The organism is Nonomuraea sp. NBC_00507, from assembly GCF_036013525.1.
Classification (GTDB): Bacteria; Actinomycetota; Actinomycetes; order Streptosporangiales; family Streptosporangiaceae; genus Nonomuraea.
Map to the genome: position 1 here is coordinate 3549508 of NZ_CP107853.1, position 20170 is coordinate 3569677.

Annotated in this window: 16 protein-coding genes; 9 read left to right on the plus strand and 7 right to left on the minus strand. The window is 70.3% G+C overall.

The annotated features are described in order from the left end of the window. Positions 1-71 precede the first annotated feature (71 nt). Positions 72-1907 carry an ABC-F family ATP-binding cassette domain-containing protein gene (locus OHA25_RS17885; RefSeq protein WP_327588703.1) on the plus strand — a complete coding sequence of 612 codons (1836 nt, stop codon included), beginning with the start codon at positions 72-74 and terminating at the stop codon, positions 1905-1907. 466 nt (positions 1908-2373) lie between these two features. Beyond that, positions 2374-4368, plus strand: a complete 1995-nt coding sequence (locus tag OHA25_RS17890; protein WP_327588704.1) for a transposase — start codon at positions 2374-2376, stop codon at positions 4366-4368. A gap of 307 nt (positions 4369-4675) precedes the next feature. Here OHA25_RS17890 and OHA25_RS17895 read toward each other — a convergent pair whose 3' ends face one another. After that, on the minus strand, positions 4676-5182 hold the full coding sequence (locus tag OHA25_RS17895) for a MarR family winged helix-turn-helix transcriptional regulator (protein ID WP_305921089.1): 507 nt from the start codon (positions 5180-5182) through the stop codon (positions 4676-4678). 57 nt (positions 5183-5239) lie between these two features. On the opposite strand from OHA25_RS17895, the gene OHA25_RS17900 reads away from it, so the two are divergent. From OHA25_RS17900 to OHA25_RS17915, 4 genes are read left to right on the plus strand one after another with little or no spacing between them, the layout of a single operon-like run. Continuing rightward, a complete protein-coding gene (locus OHA25_RS17900) occupies positions 5240-6010 on the plus strand; it encodes a trans-aconitate 2-methyltransferase (protein ID WP_327588705.1) in 771 nt (256 codons plus the stop codon). Next, positions 6007-6354: a VOC family protein gene (locus tag OHA25_RS17905; RefSeq protein WP_327588706.1), complete on the plus strand. Its 348-nt coding sequence runs from the start codon at positions 6007-6009 to the stop codon at positions 6352-6354. Before OHA25_RS17900 ends, OHA25_RS17905 begins: the two co-directional genes overlap by 4 nt. Positions 6355-6406: 52 nt before the next feature. After that, on the plus strand, positions 6407-7948 hold the full coding sequence (locus tag OHA25_RS17910) for a CYTH and CHAD domain-containing protein (RefSeq protein ID WP_327588707.1): 1542 nt from the start codon (positions 6407-6409) through the stop codon (positions 7946-7948). Continuing rightward, a complete protein-coding gene (locus OHA25_RS17915; RefSeq protein ID WP_327588708.1) occupies positions 7945-9120 on the plus strand; it encodes a cytochrome P450 in 1176 nt (391 codons plus the stop codon). The genes OHA25_RS17910 and OHA25_RS17915 overlap by 4 nt, the downstream gene beginning before the upstream one ends. Here OHA25_RS17915 and OHA25_RS17920 read toward each other — a convergent pair whose 3' ends face one another. The 4 genes from OHA25_RS17920 to OHA25_RS17935 form a co-directional block, all read right to left on the minus strand. Next, positions 9121-10275, minus strand: a complete 1155-nt coding sequence (locus OHA25_RS17920) for a substrate-binding domain-containing protein (protein ID WP_327588709.1) — start codon at positions 10273-10275, stop codon at positions 9121-9123. Positions 10276-10327: 52 nt separating this feature from the next. Then, a complete protein-coding gene (locus OHA25_RS17925; protein ID WP_327588710.1) occupies positions 10328-11416 on the minus strand; it encodes an ABC transporter permease in 1089 nt (362 codons plus the stop codon). Continuing rightward, positions 11413-12969: a sugar ABC transporter ATP-binding protein gene (locus OHA25_RS17930; protein WP_327588711.1), complete on the minus strand. Its 1557-nt coding sequence runs from the start codon at positions 12967-12969 to the stop codon at positions 11413-11415. Before OHA25_RS17930 ends, OHA25_RS17925 begins: the two co-directional genes overlap by 4 nt. A gap of 169 nt (positions 12970-13138) precedes the next feature. Continuing rightward, positions 13139-13933 carry an IclR family transcriptional regulator gene (locus OHA25_RS17935; protein WP_327588712.1) on the minus strand — a complete coding sequence of 265 codons (795 nt, stop codon included), beginning with the start codon at positions 13931-13933 and terminating at the stop codon, positions 13139-13141. Between the two features lie 174 nt (positions 13934-14107). On the opposite strand from OHA25_RS17935, the gene OHA25_RS17940 reads away from it, so the two are divergent. From OHA25_RS17940 to OHA25_RS17950, 3 genes are read left to right on the plus strand one after another with little or no spacing between them, the layout of a single operon-like run. Next, complete coding sequence (locus OHA25_RS17940; RefSeq protein WP_327588713.1) at positions 14108-15064, plus strand: cyclase family protein; 957 nt, start codon at positions 14108-14110, stop codon at positions 15062-15064. After that, a complete protein-coding gene (locus OHA25_RS17945) occupies positions 15061-16170 on the plus strand; it encodes an NAD(P)-dependent oxidoreductase (protein WP_327588714.1) in 1110 nt (369 codons plus the stop codon). Before OHA25_RS17940 ends, OHA25_RS17945 begins: the two co-directional genes overlap by 4 nt. Then, positions 16167-17057, plus strand: a complete 891-nt coding sequence (locus OHA25_RS17950; protein ID WP_327588715.1) for an NAD(P)-dependent oxidoreductase — start codon at positions 16167-16169, stop codon at positions 17055-17057. Before OHA25_RS17945 ends, OHA25_RS17950 begins: the two co-directional genes overlap by 4 nt. 87 nt (positions 17058-17144) lie before the next feature. Here the strand turns inward: OHA25_RS17950 and OHA25_RS17955 are convergent, their stop codons facing one another. Together OHA25_RS17955 and OHA25_RS17960 are read right to left on the minus strand one after the other, a co-directional pair. Then, positions 17145-18632, minus strand: a complete 1488-nt coding sequence (locus OHA25_RS17955; RefSeq protein WP_327588716.1) for a gluconokinase — start codon at positions 18630-18632, stop codon at positions 17145-17147. Positions 18633-18674: 42 nt separating this feature from the next. Next, entirely contained in the window at positions 18675-20015 is a 1341-nt protein-coding gene (locus OHA25_RS17960) for an MFS transporter (protein ID WP_327588717.1), read from the minus strand. Positions 20016-20170: the final 155 nt, after the last annotated feature.

Consider the following 20170-nt stretch of genomic DNA (forward strand, 5'->3'; position numbering starts at 1 on the left):
CCTCGGGGCTGTGTTGGGCCGCATCGAGGGCGGACGGGGTGTGGCCGGGGAGCCTATACCCTGGACAAGTCATGAATCTGGTCAATCTTGAGTCGGTTTCCCATGCCTACGGGCCCAAGCCGCTCCTCAGCGACGTGTCCCTCGGCGTTGAGGCCGGGGAGCGGATCGGCGTCGTCGGGCGCAACGGGGGCGGCAAGACGACCCTGATGTCCGTCATCGCGGGAGACGTGCGCCCCGACAGCGGTCGTGTCACGCACACCCGTGGACTGCGGGTCGGTTTCCTCTCCCAGCAGGACACCCTCGATCCGGCCGTCACCATACGAGAGACCGTCATGGGTGGGATGGCCGAGCACGAGTGGGCCGGGGATCAGCGGGTTCGGGAGATCCTGGCCAACCTCATCGGCGACCTCGATCTCGACGCCAAGACCGGCGACCTGTCGGGTGGCGAGCGCAGGCGTACGGCGCTGGCGAAGCTGCTCATCGACGAGCACGACCTGATCTTGCTGGACGAGCCCACCAACCACCTCGACATCGAGGCCATCGCGTGGCTGGCCGGGCATGTGGCGGCCATGAAGAGCGCGCTGCTCGTGGTGACGCACGACCGATGGTTCCTCGACGCCGTCTCCACCCGCACGTGGGAGGTCGTGGACGGGCGCGTCGAGCGCTACGAAGGAGGCTATGCCGCCTACGTGCTCGCCAAGGCCGAGCGGGCGCGCATCGCCCAGGCCGCCGAGGACCGCCGCCAAAACCTCATGCGCAAGGAGATCGCCTGGCTGCGCCGCGGCCCGCCCGCCCGCACATCCAAGCCGAAGTTCCGCATCGAGGCCGCGCAGGCGCTGATCGCGAACGAGCCGCCGCCGCGAGAGGCCGTCGAGCTGATGCGGTTCGCCGCGGCACGGCTGGGCAAGACCGTGTACGACCTCGAGGACATCACCCTGCACGCGGGCGGGCCGGGCGCCGGGCCGCTGGTGCTCGACCGCTGCACGTGGCAGTTCGGGCCTGGTGACCGCATCGGGCTGATCGGGGTCAACGGGTCAGGTAAGTCGTCGGTGTTGCGGCTGCTCGCCGACACGATCAAGCCCGACTCCGGCCGCCTGGTCAGGGGCAAGACCGTACGTCTCGCGCACCTGTCCCAGGAGCTGGCCGAGCTCGATCCGACGCGGCGGGTGCTGGAGTCGGTCGAGGAAGTGCGCAAATACCTCCAGCTCGGCAAGAGGGAATGGACCGCCTCCCAGCTCCTCGAACGCCTGGGCTTCCGGGGCGACGCGCAGTGGAAGGTCATCGGCGACCTGTCCGGTGGCGAACGCCGCCGGCTCCAACTGCTCAGACTGCTCATGGACGACCCCAACGTCCTGCTGCTCGACGAGCCGACCAACGACCTCGACATCGAGACGCTCAACGAGCTGGAAGACCTGCTGGACGGCTGGCCCGGCACGCTGATCCTGGTGAGCCACGACCGCTACTTCCTGGAGCGGGTGACCGACCGCTCCGTCGCGCTGCTGGGCGACGGCAAGCTGTCGCTGCTGCCCGGCGGGGTGGACGAATACCTGGAACGGCGCGCGGCGGGCAGCGCCATGACCGCCCGCCTGGCCTCCGCGGCCGCGACGGCCAGCGTGTCCGGTTCTGCCGATAGTGGGCCGGGGCCGACTGCAGGGCCGGCGTCCGGCCAGCTGCCGTCCGGGCTGTCGACCAAGGAGGAGCGGGAGCTCCGCAAGGAGCTCAACCGCCTGGAACGCCAGCTCGATAGGCTGACCGACCAGCAGGCCCGCCTCCACACCGCCATGGCCGAGGCGGCCAGCGACTACGCCAAGCTGGGCACCCTGGACGCCGAACTACGCGAGATCACGGCCCAGAAGGACATCATCGAATCGGAGTGGCTCGACCTGGCCGACCGCCTCGGCGACTGACCTCACTGGCGCCTCCTGGCGCGATCTCCCCCCAGGGTATGGACTGCTTGTCATATTCGCTAGGAAAGCCTAAGCGTCTGCAGTGATCTCGTGGTGGCGCTCTTCGGTTTGGAGGCGAGAGTCAGACCCCGCGCGTGATCATCCAGCCCGGCCGGTAGGCGTTGGTGATGTGCCCGCCGATCTGATCGTCTGGCGACGCCGCTGAGCTGAGCCCTTACGCCCGCGACGCGGCGGGCAGTGCCCGGTTCTGGCCAGTCAGGTGAGGGTGAGGTGGGCATGAAGTCGTTCACATGTTCTACCCGACAGGGCCAAATGTTGGTAGTCTTACGGTCACTGACGGTGACAGTCGGAGCGGGTTGGGGGTGCCGGGTATGCGGGCGTGCCGGTCGTCGAGCATGGCCGCACGCCGGCCGATCCCGGTGCGACTGGTCAGCTTCGGCCTGCCCGAGGCGGGGCCGGTGGGTGCATGAGCAGGCTCACCGCGACGGCGACCTGTACCGCCCATAGTGCGATCGTGGAGCAGACCGGTCAGGTCGTCTCGCAGGCGCTGCTGGCCGAGCGGGTGGCCTGGCTGACCGGCCTGGCGCGGGATTTGACCGCCGACCTGGTGGCCGGCCGGTGGAGTGCGGCGGGTCTGGACGTCCTGGCGTCTGGGGTGGGGTTGGACGGGCGGGTGTTGCCGGCCAAGGGCTGGATGGCCCTGCGGCGGCTGGGCTGGGGCGTGAGTCCGGCCCCGGGTGTGCACCTGTGTGATCGGGTGGCGCGGTGCGCCCAGGAGCAGGCGGCCCGTCTGTTGCGGCTGGCGCTGCACCGCCGCGAGCTGGTGGCGGCCATCGTGACCGCCTGGCCGCGTGACCCGAGCAAGCGCACCGACGCCGAATGGGCGGCGTTGCGGGCGGTGCTACCGGATGGGGCAGGCGCGGCGGAGATCCGCAACCGGACCCGGCAGATCCGCGCCTACCGCGACGCGCACGACGGCGTGCTGCCGGCGGATCTCACGCAGTTGGAGGGCCCGCCTGCATGTGCGGCGCAGATCGTGCTGGCCGCGGCCGACCGGCAACTGGCCACCCTGGAACGCACCGGCGAGCGCAGCGCCCGGCTGCGGGTGAAGCTGCCCCTGACCGCGTCCCCGGCCTCCGGAAGGGACTGGGCCTGGCACGTGCTGCCCATCGCCCTGCCGCCGACGGTGCCTGCGGAGGCGAAACTGTGCTCCCCCACCCTGCGCGTGAAAGGCGGCCGGGTACGCGTCGATCTGCCGTTCCAGATCCCGATCGGTTTTGCGCCGGCCGCCGGTCATGTGATCGGGTGCGGCTTCGACTGGGGCCTGAACACCCTGCTCACCGGCACCATCGGGCATCTGACGGCCGACGGCAGGGGGGTCACGGACGGGCGGCCGCTCGCCTACGACGCGAGCGGCGTGTCGGCCAAGCTGCACCGCCTGCGGGCCGAGCGCGAGCACCTGGCCGCCAAACGCAAACACCAGGAGCGGCTGCTGGCCGGCATCACGCCCGCCGACCCCCGCTTCCCCGCGTTGGCCTCAGCTCATGAGGTCATCGCGGTGGAGCACGAGCGGCTGTGCGCGCGCATCCGGCACCTGAACAAGGCGCTGGCCTGGTCGGCGGCCCGCTGGGCGGTCGACCAAGCGGTTGCCGCCGGGGCAACGGTCATCTACGTGGAGGACCTGGCCACCTTGGAAGCACGCGGGCGGCGGGGACGGGCGAACGCGCGGCTGTCGGGGCAGGTGCGCGGCCAGGTGGTGGAGGCGATCCGGCACCTGGCGGCCAAAAACAACATCGCCGTGGTCACCGTCCCCGCGCGAGGCACCTCCAAGTACTGTCCCCGCTGCGGTGACGGCACGTCGGTCCTGCGGCATTGCCCGGCCCCGGACCGGCTCGCCGAGCGGGGTTGGGCGTGGGCGTTCTGTCCGGCGTGCGGGCTGTCGTGTGATCGGGACTGGGCGGCGGCCGAACGCATCCTCGTCCGCGGCCTGCTCGGCCAGCAGGCCACCCGCACCGACCGCACTACCGGGACCCGCACCATCGCCGCGGTGGTGGAGGGCAACGTGGCCCGCGCCCGCCGCCCTCGCAAGGCGACCCGGGCCGCCCGCCGCGCCCGCCGCACCCGAACCGACCTGCACCCCCGACCAGCCGCCCGGGACAGAGCCAAGAACCGGCCCACCCCCAAACGCCCCACCCGCACCTCGAAGAACAGCTCGATGACCTCCAGCCGTGTGCCCGACCGGCGCACGGTGCCCGCCCCACCCCCCAACAGGGGTGGACAGCGTCCGGCGGGCCAAGCACCCCAGACGACCCGCCCAGCGGGACGCACAGGGCTTGCACGCGATCCTCACCACCGGACCGGCTTCCACCGTGTCGCGGCCACCCCCGTACTCCCCCTGGGACAGTACGCAGACGGCCCGCCACGGCCACGCCCGCCCGATTTGCCGGAAATGCTCAGGTAAACATAGAGAATCGCAGACGCTCGCCCATCTCTTCCTGTGACTGACGGTCGCGTCCCCTGCGTCCGTGCGGTCGCGTCCCCTGCGTCCGTGCGGTCGCGTCCCCTGTGTCCGTGCGCCCCTGGTTCCATGCGCCCCTGCGCCCGTGAGCCGTGCGTCCTCGTGAGCCGTGAGCCATGCGTCCGTGCGCCGTGCGTCGTGCTCCCCTACGGTCGCGCCAACGCTGGTTTCCGTATGGCGTGGCCAGTCGTGAAGGCTCACGGAGTCCTCGCCGTTACGAGCGCATCGTTGGCCGGGATAACGGCGCAGATCAGCGGGGAGAGTCGAAGGGGGCGAGGAGCGTGCGGAGGAGAGAGGCAAGGGCGCGCTGATCGCCCAGCTCCAGCCCGGACAGCAGATCATGCTCCCGCCGCAGCAGGTCGGCGAAGGCGGCGTCGACGCGGGCCAGCCCCGTGTCCGTCAAGGACACCAGCACGCCGCGTCGATCCTCGGGATCGGGTCGCCGGCGGACGAGCCCCGCCTGGGCGAGGCGGTCGATACGGTTGGTCATGGTCCCCGAGGTGACCAATGTGGCACGGAGCAGCGCCCCGGGGCTGAGCTCGTACGGCTTTCCGGCGCGCCGCAGCGCCGTCAGCACGTCGAACTCCCAGGGCTCCAGATCGTGCTCGGCGAACGCGGCACGGCGGGCCCTGTCGAGATGCTTGGCGAGTCGTGACACTCTAGAGAGCACCTGGAGCGGCTCGACATCGAGGTCGGGGCGTTCCGCTCGCCAAGCCGCCACGAGGCGGTCGACCTCGTCTCTCGCATCCTCGGTCATGACACAGAAGTGTACTGTCTTGACATCGAGATATATCTCTCGATATCAATTATCTTCATGTCAAGAGATATCTGGGACCCGGTAACCTACGCGGTCTACGCTGACGAGCGGTCGCGGCCGTTCATCGAGCTGATCTCCAGAGTGGGGGCGGTCGAGCCCGACTATGTCGTGGACGCCGGCTGCGGCAGCGGGGAGCTCACCGTCGAGCTGGGCAATCGCTGGCCCAACGCGACGATCGAGGGCTTCGACTCCTCGCCCGCCATGATCACCAAGGCGCGTCAGCTCGAGACCTCCGCCAGGTTCGCCGTCGCCGACGTGGCCACCTGGCGGCCGGACCGCCCGATGGACGTGATCGTCTCCAACGCCGTCCTGCAGTGGGTGCCCGCCCATCGCGACGTGCTGGAGCACTGGATGGAGGAGCTGGCTCCGGGCGGGTGGCTGGCCTTCCAGGTGCCGGGCAACTTCGACGCGCCGAGCCACGTCGCCATCCGCGAGCTGTGTGCCTCGCGGACCTGGTCCGACAAGCTCAGCGACGTCATCAGAGGCAACCCGGTCGACGACCCCGCCGAATACCTCGACCTGCTCAACCAGGGCGGCACCCAGGTGGACGCCTGGGAGACGACGTACGTGCACGTGCTCCAGGGTGAGAACCCGGTGCTGGACTGGGTCTCCGGCACCGCCCTGCGCCCGCTGCTCGACCGGCTGGACCCGGACGAGCAGCGGCGGTTCAAGGCCGATCTGGCCGGGCCGCTCGCGCAGGCGTATCCGGCCAGGCGCTACGGCACGCCCTTCCCCTTCAGGAGGATCTTCGTGGTGGCCCAGAAATGATCAGAGCACTGCATCACGTCCAGCTCGCCGCGCCCAAAGGCAGCGAGCCACTCCTCAGAGATTTCTACGTGGGCGTGCTCGGCCTGCGTGAGGTGTCAAAGCCGCCGAAACTCGCCGAACGCGGCGGCGCCTGGTTCAGGGGCGACGGCGTAGAGATCCACCTCGGCATCGAGGACGACTTCAGGCCTGCACGCAAGGCCCATCCGGCCTTCTTGGTGGACGACCTCGACGCGTACGTCGCCAAGCTTCCTGACGCGGTCCCCGATGACCTTTTCCCAGGTTATCGGCGGATCTATGTCTCCGATCCGGTCGGGAACAGAATCGAGCTCCTGCAATTAGTGTGATGTTTACCTAGTGGTGGCATCATTGTCCGAAATCGGACACTTGTGAGGCGTAGTGGGCATCGAGATCGAGGACAAGTTCGACGTTCCGCGGGATTATGTGATTCCGGACCTGAGCCGCCTGGCCGATGTCGTAGGCCCGAAGAGCTACCAGCTCGTGGCCCTTTACTATGACACGCCCGACCTGCGGCTGGCCGCCCGAGGCGTCACGCTCAGGCGGCGACGAGGTGGCAGCGACGCCGGCTGGCACCTGAAGCTGCCCAAGGCGAAGGGCGTGCGGCAGGAAATCACTCATCCGCTCACCCGCAGCACCAAGATCGTGCCTGCCGAGCTCGCCGAACTCGTCCGCGCCTACACCCGGGGCGCCGATCTCCAGGTGGTCGCCGAGCTGGACACCCGCAGAAGCGTCACGGTCCTGCATGACGGTGGGACCATGCTGGTCGAGATCGCGGACGACCGCGTCAAGGGCACCATCTACGCGCGCGATTCGGCCGAAGACAAAACCGCCGAACCAGCCGAGGATGGAGCAGCGGGAGACGAAGACGCCGGTGTCAAGGTCGTGCGGTGGCGCGAGGTCGAGGCGGAGCTGCTCGACGACACCAGGCAGGCGCTGCTGGCCAAGGTCGGCAAACGGCTCAGGAAGGCCGGCGCCACTCCCTCTGATGCCACCAGCAAACTCGCCAAGCTGCTCGAACCCGCCCCACCCGCCCGAGCCCGCACCGTACCAGGGTCGGCCGGCGAGACCGTCGTCGACTATCTGGCGAGCCAGGTGTCCGCCCTGCTCTCGCAGGATCCCCGCGTACGCCGGGCCGAGGACGACGCCGTGCACCAGATGCGCGTGGCGTGCCGCCGGCTGCGGAGCGCGCTGAAGGCGTTCAAGTCCGTGGTCGTTGACACCGGGCAGCTCCAGGAGGAGCTGCAGTGGCTCGGCAACGTGCTCGGCGAGGCCCGCGATCTGGAGGTGACCAGGGCCAGGTTCGCCAAGCTGCTCGCCCGTGTGGCCCCCGAGCTGATCATCGGCCCCATCCACACCAGGCTCGGCTCGGACCTCCTCAAACGCGAGGAGGAGTCGTACGTGCGGATCAAGGACGCGCTCAGCGGCGAGCGCTACTACGCGCTTCTCAACGCGCTCGACGAGCTCATCGCCGAGCCGAACCTGGGCAAGGCGGCGGCCAAGCCGGCACAGGAGCGGCTCAGCGCCATCGCCGCGGACGGCTGGAACAGGGTGACCAGAGCGTACGACTTCGCCCAGGCCATCGAGGACCCCGAACGCCGCGAGATCGCCATGCACGACGTGCGCAAAGCAGCCAAACGCGCCCGTTACACCGCCGAAGCGCTGCAACCCACTCTCGGCAGGAACATGGCCAAGCTGGCTAAGCTGTCCGAGGACATCCAGGAAGTACTGGGGACGCACCAGGACGGCGTGGTCGCACAGGAAACGTTGGCGAAGGAGGCGGAAAGCGCCCGTCAGGCAGGTGAGGACACCTTCACATACGGGCTGCTGGTCGGGATAGAACGCAACATCGCAGACCGGGCACACGCCGACTTCCCCAGGGTATGGGCGGAAACTGTCAAAGCAGTGGGGAAGCTTCTATGAGCGATCTTCCGGTCATTCCCTTCGAACGCAGCAACCTCCTCGAGGTGCCCCCGGCCTACCGGGAGCTTCGGGTCAAGGAGGGCATCGCCAAAGTACGCACCCGCATGGGGGACGAGGTCTGGCTCGTCAGCGGCTACGAGGACGCCCGCAAGCTGTTCAACGACAGCAGGCTGGGGCGCTCGCATCCGGAGCCGGACAAGGCCGCGCGGCTGTCGGCCTCGGCCCTGCTGGGTGGGCCGCAGGGCGACATCGCCACGGAGAAGGCCGAGCACGACCGCATGCGCAAGCTCTTCATGCCGTCGTTCTCGGCCCGCCGCATGAAGGCGCTCACCGAGCACGTGGGCGCACTGGTCGACGAGCGGCTCGACCACATCGCCAAGCTCACGCCGCCGGTGGACCTGCACGCCGAGCTGTCCTTCCCGCTGCCGGTGCTGGTGATCTGCCAGCTGCTCGGCGTGCCGTACGAGGACAGGGACTACTTCGGCGGCGTGTCGAGCCGCATGGGCGACATGCTGGACCCCGAGAAGAGCCAGGCCGCCCGCGAGGAGCTGGGCGCGTACATGGCGGGCCTGATCGAGCGCAAGCGGCATGAGCCGGGCGAGGACGTGCTGTCCGACCTGGCGGGTGAGCTGGACGACGACGGCAAGATCGCCGAGCTGGCCGGCGGGCTGCTGTTCGCCGGGCACGAGACCACGGTCAACCGCATCGACTTCGGCGTGCTGCTCCTGCTGTCCAACCCTGATCAGCTCGAGCTCCTCAAGGCCGATCCCGGGCTGGCGCCGGGGGCGGTCGAGGAGATCCTGCGCATGGTCGTGACGAGCCTGCACGGCCTGCCCAGGTACGCCCACGAGGAGGTCGAGGTCGACGGCCGGACCATCCGCAGGGGCGAGGCGGTGGTGATCCTTCCGGGCGTGGCCAACCGGGACGAGCGGGTCTATCCGGATCCTGACGTGTTCGACATCAGGCGTCCGCAAACGGACCCGCATCTGAGCTTCGGCTACGGGCCGCGCTTCTGCATCGGCGCCAGCCTGGCCAGGGTCGAGCTGATCGCCGTGTTCAGCAGGCTGTTCGAGCGCTTCCCTGAGCTGCGGCTGGCCGTCCCCGCCGAGGAGCTGCCGCGCACGGCGGGCAGGATCGCCGACGGGTTCGCGAAACTGCCCGTCACCTGGTGACTACTTGCCCCAGAGCTTCCGGTACGCCTCACGGTAGCCCTTCGGATCCCAGGAGGAGCCGGCGTCGCTGTTGGCGGCCGTGGTGATGTGGACAGGTGCGACGATGCCGCTGGCGGGCTCGCCGGAGAAGGCCCGGTTGAACTCGTCGATGATCTGCCAGCCCTGCGTGGCCAGCGGTTCCGGCACCGTGGCGGCCTGGAACGCCTTGCTGTTGATGCGCTGGAAGGCGGACGGGTCGCCGTCGCCCGCGCCGATGTTGAACGGAGCGTCCCCGCCCTGCTTGCCCGCGGCACGCAGGGCGGGGGCGGCGTCGGCGAAATAGAGGTCGTTGATGGCCACGGAGTGCGTCCACTTGTCGCCGAAGCGGGACAGCAGGGAGGAGACCTCCTGCGGGGTGCGGGTGCTGGCGTCGGGGATGGGAATGTTCGACTCCGAGAGGAGCTCGACGCCGGAGCAGGTCGCGAGCTCTTTCTTGATCAGGTCCGACTTTCCCTTGGCGAAGGGGATGGAGGCGTCGGTGAAGACGACCACGCCTGCCCGGCCGTTCGATTGACTGATGATCCAGTCCGCGCTGATCTTCGCGACGTCCTCGACCTTTGTGGTGATGTTGGTGAAGAGCTTGGGGTCCTTGCTGGGGCCGGGCATGGCGACGGCGTGCCAGCCGATGAGGGGGATGCCCGCGGCTTCGGCCTGCGCCACCTGCTGGGCGGTCGACTTGGGGTCGAAGCCGGACAGGACGATGCCGGCCGGTTTGACGGCGACGGCCTGGCTCAGCGCCGCCTGGATACCCGCAGGGGTGCCCTGCCCGTCGATGATCCGCACCTGCCAGCCGATGGCCTGCGCGGCTTCCTTGACGCCTTCGGCCGTGCCGGCGACGCCAGGGTTGGTCATGCTTTGGGCGACATAGACGATGCTCTTGCCCGCAACCGCTTTCGGGCCGCCGTCCGGGCCAACCCAGGGGGCGTTCACGTCTTCGGCCTGCTCGACCGCCGTCTTCGCGGTCGCGAGGACGGCGGGGCAGCCGGCTTGCGAGGACGGGGCGGCGGCGGTGGCGGCGGCGGTCTCCGACCCGCGGGTGCAGCCGGTGACGGACGTGGTGACCACGGCCAGGGCGGCCAGGGCTCGCAGGGTTTCCTGACGAGTGAGGTACGGCATGGGGAACTCCTTGACGGCATGCGGAACAGGGGGCCTGGGGTGAGGGCGCGGGCTACGTGAGGCTCTGCGTCGATTCAGCGGCCGATGACGGCGCACCCGCGGTGTCGTCCGCCCTGTCGGGCGCCGGCCGGCGGGTGGCGGTGGCGCCTGCGCGGAGCCTGCGACGGGCGGAGAGGCCGGCCAGGCCGACCGCCAGCAGCAGGGTGCTGCCGTTGAACAGTGGTGTCGCCCAGAAAGCGGCGCCGAACTGTCCGATGCCCGCCAGACCGATGGCCAGGATGGCGACGGCGACCACGGTGCCGGCGGCGTTGGCACGGCCCGGCTTGATCGCGGTGGAGCCCAGCAGGGCGCCCACGAACGCGGGCAGCAGGTAGTCCATGCCGACACTCGGGTTGCCGATCTGCTGCTGCGAGGCCAGCAGGACACCGGCGAAGCCGACCACCAACCCTGAGCCGGTGAAGGCGAGGATGCCGTAGCGGCGGGTGGGGATGCCGACGAGTTCGGCGGCGCGGGCATTGGAGCCGATGACGTACAGGTAGCGGCCGAGCGGCAGCCGCTCGAGCAGCAGCCAGAGCGCGGCGGCGAGGGCCAGCACGTAGAAGGCAGGCACGGGGAGGCCGAGAAGCTTGGAGTCGTACAGGTCCGTGAAGGCCGGAGGCAGGCCCTGCGGGCCCGGGACGATCCTGGCGCCGTCGGTGCTCCAGAGGGTGAGGGCGTACAGGACGCTGCCGGTGCCCAGGGTGGCGATGAAGGAGTCGATCTGGGCGAACTCCACGAGCAGGCCGTTGAGCACGCCGACGATCCCCCCGCCGAGGATGACGGCGGCGCAGGCCAGCGGCCAGGACCACCCGTTGCCCACGATGAGCTGCATCGTCATGACATGGGCGAGCCCCAGGCCGTAGCCGATCGACAGGTCGAACTTGCCGATGACGATGGGGATCATCGCGCCTAGCGCGAGGATGGCCGGGATCGACTGGTTGGACAGGATCGACGAGGCGTTGGCCAGGGTCGGGAAGGTGTCCGGCAGTGCCAGGGAGAACCCGATGAACAGCAGCACGGCCAGGACCAGCAGGCCGTACGTGCCGATCAGGTGACCACGCAGGCGGCCGGCCGCGGACCGTGCGGTGCCGGTCGCCATCATTCGCCCACCGTTCCGGTCAGGGCGGGCCCAGTCAAAGCGGGCCCAGCCAAAGCGGGCATGGCCGAGGCGGCGTGGGTGAGCTCGGTGACGGTGAGGTCGTCGCCGCTCAGCTCGGCGGTCACGGTGCCGCGTACGAACACCAGGGCGCGGTGGCACACGTTGGCTATCTCCTCGAAGTCGGTGGAAATGAGCAGGACGGCGAGTCCTTCTGCGAGTGCGCCGTCGAGCAGGCGATAGATCTCGGCCTTGGCGCCCACGTCCACACCGGCGGTCGGCTCTTCGAGGATCACCACGCGCCTGCTGATGCGCAGCCAGCGTCCGATCATGATCTTCTGTTGGTTCCCGCCCGACAGGGTGGCGATCGGCGCCTCGGAGTCGGCGGGCCGCACGCCGAACCGCTCGACCAGGGACGTCGCGTCTGCGCGCTCGCGCCGCGGGCTGATCCAGCGCAGCGCGGACAGGCCGCCGGCGCGGGGGTTGGCCAGGAAGTTCTCCCGCACGGTGAGTTCGAGCGCGCAACCCTCCTCATGGCGGTTGCTGGTGACGAATCCGATGCCCGCGTCGACGGCGGCGGCTACCGACCCGGGCCGGTACGGCCTGCCGTCGAGCAGCGCCTCACCGCCCAGGAGGGGCCGCGCTCCGGCGAGGGCCCGGCCGAGCTCCATGTGGCCCGCGCCGGTGAGGCCCACCATGCCGAGGACCTCCCCGGCACGCAGATCCAGATCGACCGGCCCGGCGCCGCGCGTGGTGACGCCGGTGAGCCGGAGTACGGTGGCGCCGGGGGCGCGAGAGGCGTGGGGCCGATGACTCTCCGGCTCGTGTCCCACGATGTCGCGCACGAGCCGGTCGGGACCATGGTCGGCGAGGTGGCCCTGGCTGATGAGGCGGCCGTCGCGCAGGACCGCGAAGCGGTCGGCCACCTGATAGACCTCGTCGAGCCGGTGGCTGACGTAGACGATGCCGTGCCCGCGGTCGCGCAGCGTGTGCAGGACGTCGAACAGCCGCGCGCAGTCCGTGGCGGGCAGGCTGGCCGTGGGCTCGTCGAGGACGATGAGACCGGCCCGGGTGGACAGTGCGCGGGCGATGGCGACGAGGGAGCGTTCAGCGCGCGTGAGGTCGGCCACCGGCGTGTCCGGATGCAGATGACCGGCGACGATCCCGAGGGCCTCGGCGCAGCGCTCGCGGACCCGCCGCCAGGAGACGAGCCCGGCGCTGCGCGGGTAGCCGGTGCCGAGGGCGATGTTCTCGGCCACCGTCATCCACTCCACCAGGCCGAGGTCCTGATGGATGAACGACATCTCGGCGGAGGCGACGCCCGTGCCGAGGGAGTGTCCCGCCACGGTGACCCGGCCCTCGTCGGCGCGGTAGACGCCGGCGAGGATCTTGATGAGCGTCGACTTCCCCGCGCCGTTGTGACCCAGGAGCGCGAGCACGCTGCCCTTGTGGATGTCGAGGTCGAGATCGGCCAGTGCCAGGGTGCCGCCGAACCGCTTGCGCAGGCCCCGGATGGTCACCAGCGGACTGGATGCCGCGTCGTCGGTAGCGTCATGCACGGATTTCTCCGAAGGGATCTTCCGGCCGATGACCATTCACCGGCACGAACAGAATCCTGTACATCGACCAGTATGTTGGTCAATAGTTGAGGCGGTATTTGTTGCCGCAAAGTTAAGGCGGCCGCACGGAGCGATGTCCGTACGGCCGCCGTAAGGGTCGGTGGCCCGCTCAGCCGCCGCCGTCGGCGCCTCCCTTGGGCAGCAGCGGGTTTTCCATGCCCGCCGCGATCGCGCGCAGGTCACCGAGCAGCGCCTCGCGGAACTCCTCGTCGAGACGGGCCTTGAGCACGGTGACGCTGATCGCGAACGGTGCCGAGTCCGTGCGGAACCCGCTGACCGGCACCGCGAGGCAGACAATGCCCGCGGTGGTCTCCTCGTCGTCGATCGCGTAGCCGCGCCTGCGGGTCGCCTCCAGGTCCGCCAGCAGCGCGGGCACGGAGGTGATCGACCGCTCGCTCAGCGCGACCAGGGGGCGAGTGCGAAGCCGGTCCTCGGCCACCGCCCGGTCCAGGGTCGACAGGATGGCCTTCCCCGTCGCCGTGCAGTTGGCGGGGAAGCGGTCGCCGATGTTGGCCGTCAGCCGCAGCGGCTGCGTGCCGTCATATCGGCCCAGGTAGAGCACGTCCATGCCGTCCAGCACGGCGACCCGCGCGGTCTCCCTGGAGATGTGCCCGCTGCGCCGGCACAGCTCGTAGAAGTCGCGCAACTGGTCGACGGTGGCGAGGTAGCGGCCGCCGAGCTCGACGAGTTTGCGCCCGAGGCCGAAACCTTGGCCGATGCGGGCGACCATGCCCGCCGCCTCCAGGGAGGCGCACAGGTTCGCCGTCGAGGATTTCGGCAGACCGAGAGCGCGGGCTATCTCGCTGACCGACAGCGGGCGCCCCTCCGCTTCGCCGAGCGTGTCGAGGATGGCCACGGCCCGCGTGATCGCGGGGACGAGGCTTCCCGGATCGCTTGCGCTCACCAGCAACTCCACCCATCATTCTGTTCATCGTTCAGCATGCTGTTATTGTCCGTCCTGCGTCCCTGAACGACAACGTCGTTGCATCCGCTTCGTCCGCCGGGACCCTCCGACCGTAGCGCCGATGCGGGCGTGCCGATCCCCACCCCCTCCGAGCCTTGGAGCGCTGAGCAACAGATGACCAGCCCGGAAGAATCCCCGCCGCCGACCCCCGGCAACGGGCCTACGGTCTCCCGCCAGGAGTTCGACGAACTGTTCGCGGCCGTACGCACCTGGGGCCGGTGGACCTGCGCCGACCGCGGCGCCTGGAACCGCGTCACCCCGGAGCACGTCCAGCGCGCCGCCGCACTCGTCCGCATCGGCGTCACCGTCCCGATGGCATTGCCGTGGAACACCGTGCCCGGCCCGGACAACGGCAAGCCCGCTCTGCACTACATGTCCGACCTCGGCGACGTGGAGGCCCCCGAGCCGGCCACGCACAAGGACTTCATCGCCGTCGACTACCACGGCAAGGGCGTCAGTCACCTCGACGCCCTCTCCCACATCGCCTACCGGGGGCAGCTCTACGACGGCCGCACCGCCCGCGAGGTGGTCGATGCCGGGGGAGCCCGGTTCGGCGCGGTCGCCCAGCTCGGGCCGCTCGTCACCAAGGGCGTACTCCTCGACCTGCCCGCCGTGCTCGGCATCAGCTGGCTGGAGCCCGGCCGGGCCGTGCACGCGGAAGACGTCCTCGCCGCCGAGAAGGCGCTCGGCGTGACCATCGGCGAAGGCGACGCGGTGCTGTTGCGCTCCGGGCACGTCCGCCGCCGCGCCGAGCTCGGCGCCTGGAACCCGGACAACGCCAGCGCCGGTTTCCACGTCGACGCGATACCGCTGCTGGCTGAACGCGGGATCGCCCTGCTCGGCGCCGACGGCGACAGCGACGTTCGCCCGTCCCCGGTCGAAGGGCTGCATTCCCCGGTGCACGCACTGGCCATCACCGCCATGGGTGTGCCGCTGCTCGACAACCTGGACCTGGAGCCGCTCTCCGCCGCCTGCGCCGACGCGGACCGCTACGAGTTCCTGCTCGCCGTGGCGCCGCTGAACATCCCCGGCGGTACGGGGTCGCCCGTGAACCCGGTAGCGGTCCTATGACGGCCGGTCCGCGGATCACGGTGGGCGTCAGCCGGGACTTCCTGGACGACCACGGCCGCAACGTGTGGGGCGACATCCGGCTCGGCGAGCTGGACGCCGCCGGGATCGCCTGGCATTACCTGCCGCGCGACACCGGCGAACTGCTCGCGGCGGACGTGGCCGGCCTGGACGCCGTCCTGTTCGCCGCGCCCGCCGTCACCGAGCGCACCTTCGCGGGCCTCGACCGCCCCCCGCTGCTGTTCGCCCGCTTCGGTGTCGGCTACGACGCGGTGGACCTCGACGCCTGCACCCGGCACGACGCCCTGGTGACGATCACCCCGGACGGCGCGCGCCGGCCGGTGGCGACGGCCGCCCTCACCCTGCTGCTGGCCACTTTGCACAACGTCACCGCCAAGGACCGGCTGGTACGGGAGGGACGCTGGGCCGAGAAGGACCGGTGGATGGGCCGCGGGCTCACCGGCCGCCGCATCGGCCTGATCGGCCTCGGCAACACCGCCGGTGACCTGGTGGGGCTGCTGAGGCCGTTCGACGTCGAGGTCATCGCGTCCGATCCGTACTGCACGCAGGAGACCGCCCGCAGGCTCGGCGTACGCCTCGCGGACGTCGACACGGTGATGGCGGAGGCCGACGCGGTGATCGTCATGTGCGTGCTGACCGAGGAGACCCGCCACCTCATCGACGCGCGTCGACTGGCCCTGATGCGGCCCACGGCCGTGCTGCTCAACGTGGCCCGCGGCCCCATCGTCGATGAGGCTGCGCTCATCGAGGCGCTGCGGTCGGGTCGCATCCGCGCCGCAGGGCTGGACGTGTTCGAGACCGAGCCGCCCGAACCCGGCAATCCCCTCCTGCACCTGGACAACGTCGTGCTCAGCCCGCACGCGCTGGCCTGGACCGACGAGATGTCGGCGGGCAACGGCGGCAGCGCGGTCCAGGCCGTGCTCGACGTGGCGGCCGGCCGGGTTCCGCGTTTCGTGGTCAATCGCGACGTCGTCGGCCGGCCGGCCCTCGCGGACCGGCTAGGCGCGCTGGCGGCTCGCGCGGAGATCCGTACCGTTCTCGATACCGGGGCAGGCGAACCGGCGGCTCGGGCGGAGGGAGGCTCATGACGCCCGTGCAGGAGACCGTCGGTTTCATCGGGCTCGGCGCCATGGGCTTGCCGATGGCGGCGAACCTCGCCAAGAGCGGATACGACGTCCTGGCCTGGAACCGCGCCCGCCCGCCGCTGCAGGCCGCCGGATCGTCCGGCTGCCGCACCGCGGGACGTCCGGCTCAGGTGAGCGCCGCCGCACCCGTCGTCATCACCATGCTGCCCGACCTGCCCCAGGTCGCCGAGGTGCTGGACGGCCCGGACGGGCTGCTCTCCGGGGACCCGGTCATGGACATCCTGCTCGTGATGGGCACCGTCTCACCGACCGGCGTGCGTGTGCTGGCCGAGCGGCTGCGCCCGTACGGCATCACGGTCATCGACGCCCCCGTCAGCGGCGGAGTGACCGGCGCCCGCGCCGCCACGTTATCGATCATGGCGGGTGGGCCGGTGGACGCCGTCGAGCGCGTCCGCCCGTACCTGGAGTCAATGGGTTCGACCGTCCGCCGCATGGGGGACACCGGCGCCGGATCACTCGCGAAGGCCTGCAACCAGCTCGTCGTCGCAGGCACCCTGGTCGCCCTGGCCGAAGCCGTGCTCCTCGCCGAACGCGGCGGACTCGAACCGGCGGAGCTGCTCGACGTGCTGGCCGGTGGGCTGGCCGCCTCGGAAGTGCTCGCACAGAAGCGTCACCACCTGGCCACCGGGGACTTCACACCCTCTGGTCCGGCCCGCTACCTCCGCAAGGACCTGGGGTTCGTCCTGGAGAGCGCCGCCGGCGCGCGGACCGCGCTGCCGCTCTCCACGGCCGTCGCCCGGCTGTACGAGGCGGTCGACGCCGAAGGGCTCGGCCACCTCGACAACAGCGTCGTCCTGGACATTCTCCGCAACACTCCCGGTACGGACTGAGATCAATGCAGGCGGGAGTCGTCGGCCTCGGAGGCATGGGCGGGAACTCGCGCTTCAGCGACGACGCCGTGCCCGCGGCAGCCGGCGCTACCAGGGCATCTCGCGCAACACCCGGTACAACTGCTCGGTGAGGTGCCGCGTGGCGGCCATCCGCCGGGCGGCCACGGGGTCGGGCGTGACGGTGCGATGGGCACGGAAGCCGGCTTCGGACGTCGCGGAGGGCAGCGAGGGGAGGGCGCCGAGAGCACGCCAGCCCAGCAACGCGGCGCCGAAGCCGGAGCCGGCGGCGTCGTCCGTGATCTCCAGCGGCATGTCGAGCGCGGCGGCGAGCACCTCGGCCCACAGCGGTGAGCGCAGTGCGCCGCCGGTGGCCCGCACCGCGGTGATCGCCGACCCGGCCGCGAGCACTGAGTCGCGTACCAGTGCGAGCTGCTGCCCGACCCCCTCGATCATGGCCCTCGTCAGATGCGCCCTGCCGTGTCCGCGCCGTAGCCCGACCAGGGCGCCCCGAGCGTCCGGATCCCACCATGGGGCGCGTTCGCCGAGCAGGTGCGGCAGCCCGATCAGACCTTCAGCGCCGGGTTCCACCTGTGCCGCCTCCTTGAGGAGGTCGGCGAGGTCGGCGCCGCCGAACGACTCGGCCGCCCATTGGGCGACCACCCCGGCGTTGCTGACCGCGCCACCGAGCACCCACAGTCCGTCGGCGAGGTAATAGCAGAACACCCGGCCCTGCTCGTCCACACCCGGGCGGTCGCGTACGACCCGGAGGGCCCCGCTGGTGCCGAGGGACAGAGCCGCCATTCCCGGGACGGTGGCGCCAACGGCGAGGTTGGCCAGCGGGCCGTCCCCCGCGCCGGCGACCACGGGCAGTCCGGCAGGCAACCCCAATGCGCGGGCCGGCTCAGGAAGCAGTGTCAACACCTCGGTGGGCGGTACGAGCTCGGGCAGCCGATCGCCGGACACTCCGGCGACGTCCAGCGCGGGTCCGTGCCATCGGGAGTTCCGAAGGTCCATGAGCCCCATGCCCGACGCACAGGAGAGGTCGGTCACCAGCCGGCCGGTGAACCGGAGCAGGACGAGATCTTTCAGACCACACCAGCGGGTCGTACGCCGGACGAGCTCGGGCTCGTGAACGGAGAACCAGGCGAGCTTGGCCATCGGCGACATGGGATGCACAGGAGTGCCGGTCGCCCGATGCAGCTCGGTGCCGCCGCCGTCGGCGCGTAACCGCCGGGCGACATCGGCCGAACGGGTGTCCGCCCAGCTCAGTGCGGGGGTAAGCGGGTCGTCAGAGGGGCCGAGCGCGAGGAGCGTGTGCATGGCGGCGCTGAAGGACAGCCCACGCACCGCGAGGCCGCGCCGCGCGCAGACTTCGGCGCTCTCGCGCACCGCGCCGTACACTCCGGCGAGCACCTCTCCGGGGTCGTGCACGGCTTCGCCGTCGCGCCCGGTGCGCATCGGAGCTGGGCGCTCGACCGTCGAGACCAGCCGATGGGCTCGGTCCACCGCAACGACCTTGGTCATGGTGGAGCCCAGGTCGATGCCGAGCACGATCTCGCCCGCGACCTTCATCATCGTCTCCGTTCGGCTCAGAATTCGGGGGCGGGCGTTCACCGGCTAGCGGGCGTCGGCGAGGTCGGCGAGATCCCGGCCCCGGGTCTCCGGCGTGAAGAAGGTCGTCCCGAAGGTGATCAGCGAGAGGATCACAACGTACGCGGCCAGCGGCCACCACGAGTTGCTGAACGCCAGCAGCAGCGCCGCGCCGATCATGGGCGCCACTCCGCCGGCGATGATCGCGCTGAACTCCCGGCCGATCGCCACACCGGTGTAGCGGTGCCGGGCGCCGAACAACTCGGACAGCAGCGCGCACTGCGCGCCCAGCATGCCGTTGACCCCGACGCCGATACCAAGGGTGATGACCACGCAGATCAGAACCGTGTTTCCGGTGCTCAGCAGCGCGAACGCGGGAACGGCGAACAGCGCCTGGAAGAGCGCCGCCATGCGGTACAGCGGCACCCGGCCGATCCGGTCGGACAGCATGCCGAACAGGGGAATGGAGACCACGCCTGCGAGCGAGGCGCAGGCCACCGCCAGCGGGCCGACCGAAGCGGACACTCCGACGACGGCGGTCACGTAGCTGATGCTGAACGTGGAATACAGATAGGACGTGCCGTTCTCGGCCATCCGCAGCCCGAAGGTGATGAACAGGTTGCGGCGACTGTGCGCGAACAGGTCCCGCAGCGGACGCTTGCTCACGTCCCCGGACTCCGACAGCTGTTCGAAGGTGGGGCTCTCGTCCATCTGCCGCCGGATGTAGACCGCGAGCACGATGAGCACCGCGCTCAGCAGGAACGGCACCCGCCATACCCATCCGAACAGCAGGTCCTGCTCCAACGTGGCGAGCGGGATGAACAGGACGGTGGCGGCCAGCATGCCGACCTGGATGCCGACGAAGGGCAGTGCGGCGTAGTAGCCGCGCCGGGCCCGGGGGGCGTACTCGGCCATCAGCGTCGACGCGCCGGCCTGCTCGGCCCCGGCGCCGAAGCCCTGGAGCACCCGCAGGATCATCAGCAGGATCGGACTCCACACGCCCGCGGTCTCATAGGTGGGCAGCAGCCCGATGGCGAACGACGAGCCGCCCATCAGCGCGACCGTCACGACCAGCACCGTTTTCCGGCCATGCCGGTCGCCCAGTGACCCGAAGAACAGCCCGCCGAGCGGACGGGCGACGAAGCCGACCGCGTAGGTGGCGAAGATCGCCACGAGCCCGACCGCCGAGCCGAGCCCGGGGAAGAACAAGTGCCGGAACACCAGGGCCGAGGCGAGGCCGTAGATGGCGAAGTCGTAGTACTCGAGGGCGCTGCCCACCGAGCTGGTCAAGAGTGCGCGGCGCAGTCCGGGGGGCGTGGGGGTGCTGTCGCCGCCGGTGGTCTGGGTTGTCGAGGTTGGCACCTGCATGGGGGGATGCCGCCTTCCGTCTCGCGGAGGTAACACGCAGTTCATCTGCGGACGACTGAGACCGTAACAGGAAGCAGCACACAAGCCAATATTCTGAACACATCTTGTTACGCGGGACGAACCCGGGAAGCGCCGTCCATTTTTGGCTTTTACCT